The following is a 16,590-nucleotide window of genomic DNA, read 5'->3' on the forward strand; positions in this document are numbered from 1 at the left end:
CCTTCTCGATAACATTTTGAATTGTCGACAGCGGTATCATCCCTGGCGAAACCAGTAATTTGCTGGGTCATATAAACCAATAAGAAAGCATTTAAACTTTAAGAAGTTGAAAGAAGAGTTGTTACATATTAAATTAAAGTCCTACACTACCATTAGTGGGGTAACCCAGGATATTAACTTATCCTATCAATTATTTGGTCAACCCTTACACAGTGCACCAATTGTGATGGTTAATCATGCACTTACGGGAAATTCGAATGTCAGTGGGGAAGATGGCTGGTGGAAGGACCTTATCGGAGAAGGAAAAGCCATAGATACAGGGAACTATACCGTCTTGTCCTTTAATATTCCTGGAAATGGATATGATGGAACTACTATCGAAAATTATAAAGATTTTGTTGCAAGAGATATCGCTATCATCTTTTTGAGAGGGTTGGAGTATCTTGGAATAAAGAGATTATTCGCCCTTATAGGAGGGTCACTTGGAGGCGGGATCGCGTGGGAGATGGCGGCTTTACAACCGAGAATCACACAAAACCTCATTCCAGTGGCAACGGATTGGAAATCTACAGATTGGCTCATCGCCAACTGTCAGATACAAGAGCAATTTTTGCTCAATTCCAAACAACCAGTCCATGATGCGAGAATGCATGCCATGCTATGTTACCGTACACCAGCTTCTTTTAAAGAACGTTTTAAAAGAAGTACCAACGAAGAATTACAGGTATTTAACGTAGAAAGTTGGCTTTTGCATCATGGTGAAAAACTCCAAAAACGCTTTCAGCTCTCAGCCTACAAACTAATGAACCAGTTGCTCAAAACCATTGATGTAACAAGGGATCGACCAGAACATTTTAATGTATTGGAAACCATCGAGGCCAATGTCCACATTATTGGGGTGAGTTCGGATTTATTTTTTACAGCAGAAGAAAATAGAGAAACCTATAAGCAACTAGCACGTTCAAGTGATAGAGTTCGCTATGGAGAGGTAGTGTCTGTACACGGACATGATGCCTTTTTAATAGAATTTGAACAATTAGAAAAACTCATAGGAGGGGTTTTTGAATCCTCTCTAAATAAAAATAAAATGAAAATATTAAAATTTGGTGGCAAGTCTCTAGCCAATGGCCAGGGGATTACCAATGTGGTAGAGATCATAAGCAGAAGTGTTCAGAACAAGGAAAGAATTGCCGTAGTTGTTTCTGCTAGAAATAACGCCACCAATGAACTTGAGAATATTTTGGAGACTGCAGCATCCAAGCAGGATTATGTACATTTATTAGATGCTTTTAAGAAGTATCAGTTGCAAGATTTTCCATATGTAGATCTATCGAGTGAGTTTGATAAACTTGAAAAATTGTTCTCGGGAGTACATCTATTGGGTGATTATAGCCAAAAAATCAAGGATGAGATCCTAGCACAAGGGGAACTCATCGCTGCTAAACTTGTGACTCAGATTCTTAATAAAAGGGGGATTCCAGCAAATTTTACCGATTCACGAGCACTGATTGTGACAGATGAAAAATTTGGAAATGCCCAACCATTGGAGAAAGTGTCTAAAGAAAGGGTGCTTAAACATTTTGCTACTCATAATGGGAATACGGTAAATATAGTCACTGGGTTTATCGGATCCAATGAAAAAAATGAAACCACCACCCTGGGAAGAAACGGGAGTAATTATACGGCCGCTCTATTGGCAAATTTCTTGGATGCTGGAGAGCTTCAAAATTTTACCCATGTGGATGGTATATTCACGGCCAATCCTGATTTAGTCCCAACGGCGCAACGCATAGAAGAACTGTCTTTTAACGAGGCAAATGAATTAGCTAATTTTGGTGCAACTATCCTACATGCTAAAACCATCATACCGCTAATTGAGAAAAACATACCACTTCGCATCCTTAACACTTTTAATCCAGATTGTAGTGGGACCTTAATAACTGCTACACCGAAGAAGCAGGGCATGAAATCACTTTCCATTTTTGAGAATATGGCTCTGGTGAACCTAGAAGGAAGAGGGCTTTTGGGAAAAGCAGGGGTGGATGCTCGTATATTTAATGCCTTAGGCAAACGAGAAATAAGTGTTAGTATTATCTCTCAAGGATCCTCCGAAAGAGGAATTGGACTTGTAGTAAATGCGAAGGATGCTACAGAAGCGGTAATTGCCCTGGAGCGAGAATTTGAATATGATTTCTATTCCAAAGATGTAAATAAAATTGCGGTGGTAGATGATGTTTCAGTGATCTCTATCATTGGACTTGACCTGAGTAGTTTCCATAAACCATATAATGCACTTATCAAAAACCAAGTTGTGCCGATATTGTTCAACAACACTGTAACTGGTAAAAATGTGAGTTTGGTTGTGAAAAGATCGGAACTTCACAAGGCTTTGAATGTAATTCATGGTGAGGTCTTTGAAATATCTAAAAAGATCAACATTGCCGTATTTGGTCACGGCTTAGTTGGAGGAACTTTAATAAATCAAATCCTTGATTCGGCGTCAAATATAGAAGATCGCAAAAAAATAAAACTCAACATTTTTGCGGTAGCGAATTCCAAAAAGCTATTATTGAACAGCGAAGGTATTGATGTCAATTGGAAGTTAGCTATTGAGAATAGTGAAACGGTCTCTTCCATAGAAACATTGATTAATTACACCAAGGCACATCATTTAGAAAACCTAATTGCAGTTGACAATACCGCAAGTGAACAGTTTGTTGAAAACTACAAATTGCTAATTGAAAATGGGTTCGATTTGGTGTCTTCAAATAAGATTGCTAACACCCTTAGTTTCGATTTTTACAAAAACCTGCGAGCACTTTTAGAAAAGAACCAAAAGCAATACTTGTATGAGACCAATGTAGGAGCTGGATTACCTTTAATTGATACCATTCGCATTTTGCACCTATCAGGAGAAAATATCACCAGAATTAGAGGTGTATTCTCAGGGACTTTAAGCTATTTGTTCAACCGATTTTCAGCCGAACAAGTACCCTTTAGTGAAGTGTTACAACAAACTATTACCAAAGGATTTACGGAGCCTGATCCAAGAGAAGACCTCTATGGTAATGATGTAGGTCGTAAATTATTAATTCTGGCCCGGGAGCTGGATCTTCAGAATGAATTTGAAGATGTCAATATAGAAAACCTCGTCCCGGAACATCTTAGGGATAAAAGTGTGGAAGCCTTCCTGGAAAATTTAGAAGAATTTAATCCTATCTACCAAGCACTTAAAGAGCAACAATTGGAAGGTCATGTGCTGCGTTATGTGGGAGATCTTCACGGTGATTTGCAAAAGGAAAAAGGAACACTAGATGTTAAACTTGTCTCTGTACCAGCCAATAGTGTGTTAGGACAAGTCAAGGGAGCGGATTCTATTTTTGAAATTTACACCGAATCCTATGGTGATCGCCCTATTGTTATACAAGGTGCAGGTGCAGGAGCAGCTGTGACCGCCAGAGGTGTCTTCGGTGATATTCTCAAACTTACCGAAAAGGGATAAAAGTACAAAGCAAGCAATGCATTTATAAAACATAAGAAATACCAATCACTGAATTTTAAACCAGGGTTTTCAAGCCCAATTGTCTTTAACATCAACACATGAGTACAAAGCATTTTGAAACCGACGCGATTAGAACGCAGATTAGCCGAACTGAATTTTTAGAGCACAGCGCTCCGATGTACATTACCTCGAGTTTTGTTTTTGACGATGCTGAAGAAATGCGTACCGCTTTTACGGGTGAAAATCCACGTAATATATACAGTAGGTTTACCAATCCAAATACTACTGAATTTGTAGAGAAAGTATGCAAAATGGAAGGCGCAGAAGCAGGTTATGCATTTGCAACAGGAATGGCTGCTGTTTTTTCATCTCTTGCCGCTTTGCTCGATAGTGGGGATCATATTATTTCTGCTCGATCCGTTTTTGGATCCACACATACTTTATTTACCAAGTATCTTCCCAAATGGAATATCGAAACAAGCTATTTTAATGTAGATCAACCAGCGCAAATAGAAAGCTTAATTCGTCCTACTACTAAAATATTATTTGCCGAAACACCGACCAATCCTGGGGTTGATATCCTAGATTTAGCCTATTTGGGTGAGGTTGCTAAAGAACATAACTTAATCTTGATTATCGATAATTGTTTTGCAACCCCGTATCTGCAACGACCTATTGAGTTTGGTGCTGATCTTGTTATTCACTCGGCAACTAAATTAATGGACGGGCAAGGAAGAGTACTCGGTGGAATTACAGTAGGTTCAGAGGCGTTAGTAAACCAGATATATTTATTTTCTAGAAATACAGGTCCAGCAATGTCTCCGTTTAATGCGTGGGTGTTGTCCAAGAGCTTGGAGACACTAGCGGTACGGATAGATCGTCATTGCGCTAATGCCTTAAAGGTTGCCAGGTTTTTAGAAGGACATCCAAAGGTGAACTATGTCAAATATCCGTTTTTAAAATCCCATCCACAGTATGAAATTGCTAAAAAACAAATGAGCCAAGGTGGTAGCATATTAGCTTTCGAAATCAAAGGTGGAGTGGAAGCAGGGAGAAAATTTTTAAATGCTATTAAATTATGCTCTTTGACTTCCAATTTAGGCGATACTAGAACCATAGTGACCCATCCAGCCTCTACCACACATAGTAAGCTCTCGGCGGAAGATCGTCAAGAGGTAGGGATCTCTGACGGCTTAGTAAGAGTGTCCATTGGACTCGAGCACCAAGAAGATATTATTGCTGATCTTAAACAAGCCTTGGAGGCTTAATTTGAGCAGTTTAGAAAGCCATTTCAAAGGCCATTTTAAAATCTAAAATAGCCTTTGAAATGCTATTTGACTAGTCCTTTTTAGGTAGATAGAAACAGTAGTTGAATTTTATCAAGGCAGATTCTAACGATTGAATTCTGTTTATCGCCAACATTTAGCTCGTGCTTGGAAGTAGTTTTATCAAGCCTTCAGTTTATTTACAGCGAGCTCAGCACTTTCTTGGATTTGCTCAGGGCTGAACCAATGACTTGATGCATGTCGTAATATTTGTACTCTGCCAGCCGACCACCAAAAATAACATTAGGCGTTGCTTGAGCGAGTTGTTTGTATTTTACATATAAATTGTTATTGTCTTGGTTATTAATAGGGTAGTACGGTTCATTAGAAGTAGAACCCTGTAATGGGTATTCTCTTGTAATTACAGTGCTTTTTTGGGATCCAAACTCAAAATGTTTATGTTCGATAATTCTGGTGAACGGTACCTCGGAAGAAGTATAATTCACCACGGCGTTTCCTTGATAATTCTCCATAGGAAGTGTTTGGTGTTTAAATTCAAGACTTCGATAGGAAAGCTTTCCGTACTGGAAATTAAAATATTCATCTATTTTACCAGTGAATACGATGTGTTGCGCTTTGGAATCCAAGGTTTCTTTATTTTTAAAATAATCTACTCCAGTTTTCGTTTCAATACCTTCTAATAAACCTTGGGTGATTTTGTTATAACCACCTATCGGGATTCCTTGGTACTTGTCATTGAAATAGTTATTGTCAAATGTAAATCGCAATGGAAGGCGCTTGATTATAAAGGCTGGTAACTGGGTAGCTGGACAGCCCCACTGTTTTTCAGTATACCCTTTTATTAATTTCTCATAAATATCTTTCCCAACTAATGAAAGTGCTTGCTCTTCCAAGTTTTTTGGCTGTTGAAATCCGTACTGTGCAACTTGTTCATTGATGATCTTTTGAGCCTCCTGCGGTGTTCTTGTGCCCCATAGTTGATAGAAGGTATTCATATTAAAAGGCAAATTGTACAATGTACCTTCATGCGATGCAATGGGTGAGTTGGTGTAGCGGTTAAACTCAGCAAAACTATTTACAAAGTCCCATATTTCTTTATCGTTGGTGTGAAAAATGTGTGCGCCATATTTATGAACATTCACCCCATCAACATTCTCGCAGTAGATATTCCCTCCTAAATGTTCCCTTTTGTCAATCACAAGACATTTTTTTCCAGCCTTTTTGGCTTGATGTGCAAAAACGGAACCAAAAAGGCCAGCTCCAACAATTAAAAAGTCATATTCCATAAACTACAGTTTTCTGTGCGCTGTAGGACAAAGATATTACTTTTGGACTAAAACCTAGGCTACTTTAAAAAGGCAGATGAAGGGAAGGTTCTTTTGTTTCCAATGTTTTTTTAATTTTAGACCCTTGTCTTTTAGTTATGGTGTTTATTCCCAATTCTTTGAAATAGCAATTTTGTTGCCCTGTGCTCACCACCTATTCTTAACATTTTAAAATCAACAAGTGCTGAAGTTGGACACGCTCATAGGATAAGCGGGTGTTTAATTTTTGGTGGTAGTGTCTCTTACCTTGCGCCTTATTTGGGATGGTATGAACGTCGTTCGTTTTTTCACTGATGTTTAGTACAAAAAGAGTCACAGGCTCCTAGCAATCAAATTTAAATTTTGAATTCGACCATAAGGATGAAGGGTAAAATCCTATATTTGTCAACAGGAGTAATTATACTTTGACCGCTAGCAAAGGTGTAAACATTAGAATTTTGAACAATATTTTTTATATATCGAGAAATTACCGGCCCACAAACAATGCTGCCAACAAGCCTAAAACGGATATTGAACATATCCTGGATTCGATGGGGATCCGAAATTTAGGACTAAAACAATCTCGTATCAGGAGCTCTGCATTAGGAGCTATTATTAGTTTTTTGAGTATTACCAAAGGATTGTTGCTTTTGCCCTCAAAATCCTATCTTGTGGTGCAATATCCGCTTAGTAAGTATTACAACTATATCACATGGGGGGCTCGGGTAAAGGGAAGTAAAATCCTACTAGTAATTCATGATGTTCATTCGCTAATGAAAGGTAAGTTAGCTGTAGAAAAAGAAATGAAGCGCTTTAATATTGCCGATAAGATTATTGTTCATAACGATGCCATGAAAAGCTGGTTTGAGGAACAAGGTTGTACCGCCACCTTAAAGACACTGGAGTTATTTGATTACCTAAATACGTTGGATCTGAGGATTGACCGAAAAACTGAACTTCAAAAGCCTTACCAATTAGTTGTTGCTGGAGGCCTTACCATTGATAAGAGCGCCTTTATTTATAAGATGCAGCAACAAAAGGTGAAAAATTATTTTTTCAACCTATATGGAAATGGGTTCTCAAAGGAAAATTTAGATCCGCAGAAGAAATTATTACACTACCAGGGAAGCTTTCCACCTGATGAGGTGGCCCAGTATTTAAAAGGTCATTTCGGATTGGTCTGGGGAGGAAACTCTGTGGAGAAGTGTAGTGGTATTTTAGGAGAATACCTTAAGTACAATAACCCACATAAAACCTCCCTGTACTTATTATGTGGCCTTCCCATCATTATTTGGGATAAAGCAGCCATTGCACCCTATATAGTTTCTCAAGGCGCTGGAATAGCAATTTCATCATTACTACAACTCGATGACATCCTAGAGAACTTGACACTAGAGGACTATCAATCAATGAACAATCGCGCTATAGAACTCAGAGAGAAAATTACCACTGGAGGATTCCTTAAAGCGGCTATTGGAAAATTCGAGCTTTAAAAGCGCATGGTGGATTGTGATATAATGCTCTTCGATGTGATATTTTAGTTAAAAATCCACAAATTCATTTGTGTTTTTAGAATTAAATAGTACTTTCGCTTCATAATTCTATTAGTCTATAGATTTAGTAGACTGTTAGGATGTCATCATAGGTAGTACTATATGGTATGCCTTTAGGTGTTTAGAACCAAAGACTGGATTATTGACCAATACATGTCTTAATGTTTTTTGCCTTCGGGTAGTGGAACGAGTCCAAAAGAACAAAAAATAAAAGTAAAGTATGCAAAGCTTCAGATCAGAGATCGAGAATCCATTTGTTTCGCAAGAGATCATTGAATTAGACCGTAAGATTCGATTGTTCCGTAATGAGAAAATGGATGAAGACAAGTTTAAGAGCTTACGCTTGGCCAGAGGGATCTATGGACAACGTCAGCCTGGGGTGCAAATGGTGAGAATTAAATTGCCCTTTGGACGTGTAACAGGGGATCAATTGTTGCGTATATGTGATGTCTCCGATGAGTATTCAAGAGGAAGGTTACACATTACTACACGTCAGGATATTCAGATTCACTATGTGAGTTTGGATAGAACTCCTGAGCTGTGGAATGAATTAGACAAAGATGATGTGACCATCCGTGAGGCCTGTGGTAATACCGTAAGAAACATCACAGGGAGTCCAGAAGCTGGAATAGATCCTGAGGAGCCATTTGATATTACACCTTACGCGCATGCTACCTTTAAGTACTTGCTGCGTAATCCTATGAATCAGGAAATGGGAAGAAAGTTTAAAATTTCGTTCTCTTCCTCGGACCGAGATACTGCATTGTCATACATTCACGATGTGGGATTGATTGCGAAAATAAAAGATGGACAAAAAGGTTTTAAGGTAATCGTTGGTGGGGGGCTTGGATCCCAACCTAGATCAGCGGAGCTTGTACACGACTTTTTGCCAACAGATCAAATTATACCCTTTATAGAGGGCGTTATTCGTGTTTTCGATCGTTACGGGGAACGTTCTAAACGAATGAAAGCTCGAATGAAATTTTTAATAAAAGATATTGGACTGGAAGCGTTTTTAGACTTAGTTGAAAAAGAAAAATTAGCACTAGCGTACCAGTCCTACCCTATTAGCGAAGAAGGTTTTGAATTTGACCGCTCAGTGGTTGATGGCATTAAAGTGCCTAAGATTGACATTAAAGATGTCGAAGGTTACCAGCAATGGCTCAAGCACAATGTGTTTGATCAAAAACAAGCTGGCTTACATTCCATAGGTATTAAGGTGCGTTTGGGGGATTTCTATACACCTCAAGCAAGAAAACTTGCCAATCTTATTAAAGAATATGCCGCCAATGAGCTTCGATTTACCCTTCGACAGGATATTCTTTTACGTCACGTAAAGACTGAACTACTTCCTTTGTTTTACCTGGAGCTTAAAGAACTTGGTTTTACGGAAATAGGCTTTAATGCAACATCTGACATTACTGCATGTCCAGGTACAGATACATGTAACTTAGGAATTGCAAGTAGTACTGGGATTGCCGATGTTTTAGAAGATGTGATTGATAAAGAATATCCTCAATATAAAAACAACCGTGATATTTATATTAAAATTAGCGGATGTATGAATGCCTGTGGACAACACAATATGGCTCACATTGGTTTTCAAGGGATGACTATGAGAACCCCTGATAAGCGAGTAGCACCCGCTTTGCAGGTGTTGCTTGGAGGAGGGGCTCTTGGAAATGGAGAAGGAAGATTTGCGGATAAAGTCGTGAAAATACCTTCCAAGCGAGGTCCACAAGCACTTCGTTTGATTCTTGATGATTACCAGAAAAACAAACAAGAGGGGGAGAACTTTATGAATTATTACGATCGTAAAGAACAAACCTATTTTTACGATTACCTAAAACATTTATCGAGCGCGGAAGATCTTACCGCTGAGGATTTTGTGGATTGGGGTAATGTAGAGAAATACGAACAGAAAATCGGAGTAGGAGAATGTGCAGGGGTTGTAATTGACCTGGTAGCAACCCTTCTTCTGGAGAGTGAAGAGAAAACAGATAAAGCACTCGTCTCATGGGAAGAAGGAAATTGGGCTCATAGTATCTATAACTCCTATTCCTCTATGATCAATACTGCTAAGGCGTTATTGATTAGTGAAAATAAAAAAACCAACACCCAAGTAGAAATTATAAATCAGTTTGAAGAATTATTTGTCGCAAACGGGAGAATTTCATTAAACACCACAACCTTTCCTGATTACGTTTATCAGATTAATAGGAATAAACCCTCTAAGGAATTCGCAAAATTGTATATGGAGGATGCTAAGGCATTCTATGAAAAAGCAAAGGCCTTTAGAACATTAGAATTAGCAGATGCAGACAAATAACCAACCAAAACTGACCTTAATAGGGGCAGGTCCGGGCGATCCGGATTTGCTTACTGTTAAGGGTATGAAAACTTTACAGACCGCTGATGTAGTCTTATATGACGCACTGGTGAATCCAAAGCTTTTGGAGTACGCCCCTCAAGCCGAGTGTATCTTTGTTGGTAAACGAAAGGGTTGCTATGCCTATCAACAGGATCAAATTAATGAGCTTATTGTAAGTCGCGCCAAGTCCCATGGACATGTGGTACGGCTAAAAGGCGGCGATCCATTTGTATTTGGAAGAGGATCCGAGGAATTAGAATTTGCCTTATCAAAAGGGATAGTTACAGAATTTATTCCTGGTATATCCTCGGCACTAGCCGTACCAGCCTCGCAAAATATTCCTCTTACCCAAAGAGGAATATCAGAGAGTTTTTGGGTCATCACCGGTACCACCAAAGAGCATAAACTCTCAAAAGATGTGGCTATGGCAGCAAAGTCTAACGCCACAGTTATCATACTGATGGGGATGAGCAAATTGGGCGAAATTGTAAGCTTATTTAAAAATCAGCAAAAGGATCAAATGCCTGTGGCGATCATTCAAAATGGTACCACGACCTACGAACAAATTGGAATTGGAACAGTAGCGACCATCGAAAACGTGGTAAGCGAAAAAGGCTTGAGTAATCCTGCTATTATTGTGATCGGTGAGGTGGTAAGAGAGCGAGAAATATTATTGAAAGTAAAACAAAAGGTTGAGGCGGTTTAACAGACCGGTGAAGTAGAAATGGAGGAGCGCAACGAATTATATCCGGTATTTTTAAAGGTACACAACTTGGAAACCCTGATAGTAGGGGGTGGAAAAGTTGCATTGGAAAAGCTAGGCTTCCTCTTGAAATCCAGTCCAAATGCCAAGGTGCGTCTTGTAGCTCCTTCATTTGACACTCAGGTCATCGAGATGGCATCGCAGAAGAATTTGAAATTAATACACGATACCTACCACTCAAAGTATCTCAGCGGAGCGCATATTGTTATTGCCACCACGGATGATCCAGAGGTCAACATACAGATTTATAAAGATTGTAGAGAAAAAAATATTTTGATCAATGTTGCAGATAATCCGCCTTATTGTGATTTTTATATGGGCGGGATTGTGACCAAAGGAAATGTGAAAATCGGAATTTCTACTAACGGAAAATCACCGACAACCGCAAAAAGACTTCGACAATTCTTCGAAGAGGTTATCCCAGATAATATCGATGAATTAGTCAAGAATTTAAATAGCTATAGAAAAACCATCAAAGGAGATTTTGGGGAAAAAGTTGAGAAACTAAATGAGTTTACCAAAAGTTTAGTTTCTAAATCAGAAAAGTGAAAAAGAAAAAACAATGTTAGGCTTAGAAAAGCACTAAAACACACCTGGTTATGATTAAAACAGACATATTAATTATCGGAGCTGGACCTACGGGACTCTTTACGGTCTTTGAGGCAGGATTGTTGAAGCTCAAGTGTCATTTAATTGATGCTCTACCACAACCTGGGGGACAGTGTTCGGAGATTTATCCTAAAAAACCCATTTACGATATTCCAGCATATCCAGAGATTCTCGCTGGAGATTTGGTGAAGAATTTGCTGGAGCAGATTCAGTCATTTAATGCGGGTTATACCCTGGGTGAGCGCGCAGAGACCTTGGATAAATTGGAAGATGGGACTTTTATTGTGACCACCAATAAAGGGACCAAGCACCATGCTCCCGTAGTGGTGATCGCTGGTGGCCTAGGAAGTTTTGAACCTAGAAAACCACAACTGGGAAACATCGACAAATTTGAAGACAAAGGGATTTCTTATATGATAAAAGATCCGCAGGTATTCAGAGATAAAAAAGTACTCATCGCTGGAGGGGGAGATTCTGCCTTAGATTGGTCTATATTTTTGGCGGATGTGGCCTCAGAGGTTTATCTAGTACACCGCAGAAATGAATTTAGAGGTGCCCTGGATTCTGTAGAAAAAGTAGCAGAACTATCTAAGAAAGGGAAGATCGAACTCATTACCGAAGCGGAGGTGACCCAATTACACGGTGATCAGCACTTAGAAGCCCTGACTGTAAAACATCTTAAAAATGGGGAGTCTTATATTGAGGTGGATCATTTTATTCCGCTCTTTGGATTATCGCCAAAGCTTGGGCCATTAGGCGATTGGGGCTTGGAGATTGAAAAAAATGCCATTAAGGTTGATAATTCCTATGATTATCAAACCAATATACCAGGGGTGTATGCTATTGGAGATGTGAACACCTACCCTGGAAAATTAAAATTAATTCTCTCTGGATTTCATGAGGCTGCAGTGATGTGTCAGAGTGCTTATCAGCGAATTTTCCCTGATAAGAAATACATCATGAAATACACCACTGTAGGTGGGGTAGAAGGGTTTGATGGAACCAAAAAAGAAGCCAAAAAGGAAGTGGTTAAAAGTATCGTTTAACCCACCCGATATAGTAATAAATTCATAGGGTATATTAAGGTTGTTTTACTTAATATACCCTATAAGTTTTATAGTGGTTAAAGCGCAGTGGTTTTAAATCAGGCTCAGCTTGTTTACCACTAAAATCTACGTTATATTTGCAGCTTATAAGTTCCTTAATTGTACTGTGTGTTATCAAGAAAGGTGAAGGGATAGACCCGTAGAAGCCTTAGCAACCCTTTTATTTTCGATGGAAAATTAGAGAAGGTGCTACGTTCTACCACATGTATAGTGGAAAGATAACTAAAAGACTTTTCTTTTTTTTCTTGATACTTACCGCATAATACACACGACCTTTTTTAAATAAAAATAAAAGGGACACGTAAATATATCGAATAATTATTAACAGAAATGATATGAAAAAGGATATTGAAAAGGCGTTAGAAAAACGAATCTTGGTATTAGATGGCGCAATGGGAACCATGCTGCAGCGTTACAAATTTACCGAGGAAGATTTTCGTGGCGAGCGATTTAAAACCTTTGAATATCCACTTCAAGGAAATAACGACCTTCTATCGATTACCCAACCCCAGGCTATTGCTGAGATACACGCCAAGTATTTTGAGGCGGGTGCTGATATTGTTGAAACCAACACCTTCTCTAGTACTCGTATTGGAATGGCCGATTACCACATGGAGGATTTGGTGTATGAACTGAATTTCGAATCTGCAAAAATTGCAAGAAAGGTAGCAGATGAGTTCACTGCAAAGCAGCCGGACAAACCTCGTTTTGTCGCTGGTGCAATGGGTCCTACGAATCGTACGGCAAGTATGTCACCTGATGTCAATGATCCAGGCTTTCGAGCAATATCCTTTGATGAACTGCGCTTGGCTTATACCGAGCAAATCGAAGGCTTGATTGATGGAGGAGTAGATCTGTTACTAGTTGAAACCATCTTTGACACCCTAAATGCCAAGGCAGCATTGTTTGCCATAGAAGAGGTTAAAGACGCTCGCGGTATAGACGTCCCTATTATGGTTAGTGGAACAATTACCGATGCCTCTGGGAGAACACTTTCAGGTCAGACAGCGGAAGCTTTTTTAATTAGCATTTCCCATATACCCTTACTGAGTGTAGGGTTTAATTGTGCTCTTGGAGCAGATCAATTACTTCCTTATGTTAAGCGATTATCCGATCAATCACCATTTTATATCTCAGCTTATCCGAATGCTGGGCTACCGAATCACTTTGGGGAGTACGACCAAACTGCAGAAGAAATGCAAAGCTTGGTTCGAAAATACCTCGAAGAGCGCGTGGTAAATATTATAGGTGGTTGTTGTGGAACGACCCCAGAACATATTGGCTTAATTGCTGAATTCGCTGCGGAGTTCAGCCCTAGAAAGCTACCCAATACAAGTCTGGCGAATTAAAAAGTTATCCCCTAGCATTATTGATCTTTGAAGTAGAAAAAAATGATTGACCAACAAAATATAGAAGAGCGAAGTAAACGATTGCCTTTGGCATTATCTGGATTAGAGCCATTAATTATTGATGAAAATACAAATTTTGTAAATGTTGGAGAGCGAACCAATGTAACAGGATCTCGAAAATTTCTTCGTCTGATTAAGGAAGAGAATTACGACCAGGCTTTGGAAGTTGCCAGGGCACAAGTAGAAGGAGGCGCCCAAATTATCGATGTCAACATGGATGAAGGGATGCTTGATGGCAAGTACGCCATGGTGAAATTTTTAAATTTAATTGCCGCGGAGCCTGATATTGCAAGAGTTCCTATAATGATTGATAGCTCCAAATGGGAGATTATTGAGGCGGGATTAAAGGTTGTTCAGGGTAAAGGAATTGTAAATTCAATAAGTTTAAAAGAAGGAGAGGCTGAATTTATACATCATGCCCAACTCATTAAACGCTACGGGGCAGCAGTCATCGTGATGGCATTTGATGAGGAAGGACAGGCTGATAATTATCAACGAAGAATCGATATATGTAAACGCTCCTATGACATCCTTGTAAATAAGGTAGGATTCCCGCCACAAGATATTATATTTGACCCTAATATTTTTCCAGTGGGGACAGGTATGGAGGAACACCGTCAAAATGCGGTTGATTTTTTCCGTGCTACAAAATGGATAAGGGAGCACTTACCTCATGCACAAATCAGTGGAGGTGTTAGTAATGTCTCCTTCTCCTTCCGTGGGAACAACACGGTACGTGAGGCAATGAACGCTGCGTTTTTATACCATGGAATTAAAAATGGTATGACCATGGGTATTGTCAATCCAGAAATGCTGGAGGTGTATGATCAAATTGATAAAGAGCTTTTAGAGTATATTGAGGATGTGCTTTTAGATCGCCGGGACGATGCAACCGAACGCCTATTGGATTATGCCGAGACTGTCCAAGGAAATACCAAAGGGAGCGAGAAACAACAACTCCAGTGGAGAAGTGGTAGTCTTCAAGATCGAATCACTCACGCACTGGTTAAAGGAATCCTAGAATTCATTGAGGAAGATGTAGAGGAAGCCCGTCAATTAGCAGACAAGCCTATTGAAGTTATTGAGGTCAATCTGATGAAGGGAATGAATGTGGTAGGTGATTTATTCGGTAGTGGAAAGATGTTTTTACCCCAGGTGGTGAAATCGGCTCGAGTGATGAAAAAGGCTGTTGCTTATTTACTTCCTTTTATCGAGGCTACCAAGGAGGAAAACTCCAGTTCTGCAGGTAGAATTGTCATGGCTACCGTAAAGGGAGATGTACACGATATTGGTAAAAACATTGTAGGAGTAGTATTGGCATGTAATAATTTTGAGATCATAGACCTTGGTGTGATGGTTCCGCCCGAGAAAATTATTCAAACTGCGTTAGATGAAAAAGCGGATCTAATAGGACTGAGTGGATTAATTACTCCTTCTTTGGATGAGATGGTATACCTGGCCAAGGAATTAGAAAAACTCAATCTAAGCATCCCCGTGATGATCGGTGGTGCAACTACCTCTAGAGCGCATACAGCCGTGAAGATTGCTCCAGTGTACTCCAAGACAGTTGTCCATGTGAGTGATGCTTCAAGATCTGTAAGTGTGGCTAGTAATCTATTAAATCCAAAGATAAATCAGCAGTATAAAGCTGACTTAAAAGAGGAATATGACACAGTAAGAGCAGGGTTTTTGAAACGAACTCGTATAAAGAATTATTTAACCCTCGAGCAGGCCAGAGCAAATAAGATGCAACTTGATTGGCAGGCGTATGCTGTACCTAAACCCAATTTTATTGGGGTGAAAGAAATTCAACTCGATTTAAAAGAATTATTGCCTTATATTGATTGGACGCCATTTTTTAGATCCTGGGAGCTACACGGGAAATACCCTAAGATCCTAACGGATGAACTCGTGGGTGAGGCGGCTACAAAACTCTTTGATGAAGCAACTCAAATGCTCAATCAGCTCATTGAAGAGAAATGGCTTACCGCCAAGGGGGTATTAGGGATTTTCCCTGCAAATCAGGTCAATGACGATGATATTCAAATTTATTCAGAGAATGGAGAGGAGCTTGAAAAATTCTTGACCCTGCGTCAACAATCACAAAAAACAAAAGGGGCACCAAATATTGCACTCGCCGATTTTATTGCTCCTAAAGAAAGTGGACGACAGGATTATATGGGCGCTTTTTGCGTTTCTACTGGATTTGGTGTAGATGAGATCGCTGATAAATTTGTCAAAAATTTAGATGACTATAATTCCATTATGATCAAAGCCTTAGCGGATCGATTAGCCGAAGCTTTTGCGGAATATCTCCACAAAAAAGTGCGTACTGAGATATGGGGCTACGATCAAGGCGAACAACTCACCAATGAAGAATTGATTAAAGAATCTTATAAAGGAATTCGACCTGCACCAGGGTATCCAGCATGTCCAGATCACCTTGAGAAACGAACCATTTGGAGTTTGTTAAAGGTCCAAGAGCGAATAGGAGTAAAACTCACCGATAGCTTGGCCATGTGGCCAGCATCTTCTGTATCTGGATATTATTTTGCTCATCCTAAAAGCCGATATTTTGGTTTGGGTAAAATAAAAGAGGATCAAGTGGCTGATTATGCAAAACGTAGAGGAATCCCTACGGAGGAGGCTGCCAAATGGTTGAGTCCAAATATCGCGGATTCTTAAAA

10 protein-coding genes and 1 riboswitch are annotated in these 16,590 nt (G+C 39.4%); of the genes, 9 read left to right on the forward strand and 1 reads right to left on the reverse strand.

Annotated elements, in window-relative coordinates; all coding sequences use genetic code 11:
* Positions 1-106 precede the first annotated feature (106 nt).
* Both thrA and VKY50_RS06135 read left to right on the forward strand, forming a co-directional pair.
* A complete protein-coding gene (gene thrA / locus VKY50_RS06130; RefSeq protein WP_324299927.1) occupies positions 107-3,502 on the forward strand; it encodes a bifunctional aspartate kinase/homoserine dehydrogenase I in 3,396 nt (1,131 codons plus the stop codon).
* A gap of 98 nt (positions 3,503-3,600) precedes the next feature.
* A complete protein-coding gene (locus VKY50_RS06135) occupies positions 3,601-4,770 on the forward strand; it encodes a trans-sulfuration enzyme family protein (RefSeq protein WP_324299929.1) in 1,170 nt (389 codons plus the stop codon).
* Positions 4,771-4,967: 197 nt separating this feature from the next.
* Here the strand turns inward: VKY50_RS06135 and glf are convergent, their stop codons facing one another.
* Positions 4,968-6,074 (reverse strand): UDP-galactopyranose mutase, encoded by a 1,107-nt coding sequence (gene glf, locus VKY50_RS06140; RefSeq protein WP_324299931.1) that lies wholly within the window; start codon positions 6,072-6,074, stop codon positions 4,968-4,970.
* A gap of 476 nt (positions 6,075-6,550) precedes the next feature.
* Here glf and VKY50_RS06145 point away from each other — a divergent pair, with 476 nt between their 5' ends.
* The 7 genes from VKY50_RS06145 (at position 6,551) to metH (ending at position 16,588) form a co-directional block, all read left to right on the forward strand.
* Positions 6,551-7,585, forward strand: coding sequence for a glycosyltransferase (locus tag VKY50_RS06145; RefSeq protein ID WP_324299933.1), 1,035 nt, complete (start codon positions 6,551-6,553; stop codon positions 7,583-7,585).
* Between the two features lie 280 nt (positions 7,586-7,865).
* Entirely contained in the window at positions 7,866-9,974 is a 2,109-nt protein-coding gene (locus tag VKY50_RS06150) for a nitrite/sulfite reductase (RefSeq protein ID WP_324299935.1), read from the forward strand.
* A complete protein-coding gene (gene cobA, locus VKY50_RS06155; protein ID WP_324299937.1) occupies positions 9,961-10,722 on the forward strand; it encodes a uroporphyrinogen-III C-methyltransferase in 762 nt (253 codons plus the stop codon). The genes VKY50_RS06150 and cobA overlap by 14 nt, the downstream gene beginning before the upstream one ends.
* Positions 10,723-10,740: 18 nt before the next feature.
* A complete protein-coding gene (locus VKY50_RS06160; RefSeq protein WP_324299938.1) occupies positions 10,741-11,328 on the forward strand; it encodes a precorrin-2 dehydrogenase/sirohydrochlorin ferrochelatase family protein in 588 nt (195 codons plus the stop codon).
* A gap of 50 nt (positions 11,329-11,378) precedes the next feature.
* Positions 11,379-12,434, forward strand: a complete 1,056-nt coding sequence (locus VKY50_RS06165) for an NAD(P)/FAD-dependent oxidoreductase (protein WP_324299940.1) — start codon at positions 11,379-11,381, stop codon at positions 12,432-12,434.
* Positions 12,435-12,602: 168 nt separating this feature from the next.
* A riboswitch (SAM riboswitch) is annotated at positions 12,603-12,719 on the forward strand.
* 110 nt (positions 12,720-12,829) lie between these two features.
* A complete protein-coding gene (locus VKY50_RS06170; RefSeq protein ID WP_324299942.1) occupies positions 12,830-13,843 on the forward strand; it encodes a homocysteine S-methyltransferase family protein in 1,014 nt (337 codons plus the stop codon).
* A gap of 42 nt (positions 13,844-13,885) precedes the next feature.
* On the forward strand, positions 13,886-16,588 hold the full coding sequence (gene metH / locus VKY50_RS06175) for a methionine synthase (protein WP_324299944.1): 2,703 nt from the start codon (positions 13,886-13,888) through the stop codon (positions 16,586-16,588).
* Positions 16,589-16,590 lie beyond the last annotated feature (2 nt).

Origin of the sequence: Galbibacter sp. (assembly GCF_035306585.1) — a bacterium.
Lineage (GTDB): Bacteria > Bacteroidota > Bacteroidia > Flavobacteriales > Flavobacteriaceae > Galbibacter.

Bases quoted from the DNA above. Each gene is read 5' to 3' on its own strand.
- VKY50_RS06135 (WP_324299929.1), top strand. From the start codon at position 3,601: ATGAGTACAAAGCATTTTGAAACCGACGCGATTAGAACGCAGATTAGC.
- glf (WP_324299931.1), bottom strand. From the start codon at position 6,074: ATGGAATATGACTTTTTAATTGTTGGAGCTGGCCTTTTTGGTTCCGTT.
- VKY50_RS06150 (WP_324299935.1), top strand. From the start codon at position 7,866: ATGCAAAGCTTCAGATCAGAGATCGAGAATCCATTTGTTTCGCAAGAG.
- cobA (WP_324299937.1), top strand. From the start codon at position 9,961: ATGCAGACAAATAACCAACCAAAACTGACCTTAATAGGGGCAGGTCCG.
- VKY50_RS06160 (WP_324299938.1), top strand. From the start codon at position 10,741: ATGGAGGAGCGCAACGAATTATATCCGGTATTTTTAAAGGTACACAAC.
- VKY50_RS06165 (WP_324299940.1), top strand. From the start codon at position 11,379: ATGATTAAAACAGACATATTAATTATCGGAGCTGGACCTACGGGACTC.
- VKY50_RS06170 (WP_324299942.1), top strand. From the start codon at position 12,830: ATGAAAAAGGATATTGAAAAGGCGTTAGAAAAACGAATCTTGGTATTA.
- metH (WP_324299944.1), top strand. From the start codon at position 13,886: ATGATTGACCAACAAAATATAGAAGAGCGAAGTAAACGATTGCCTTTG.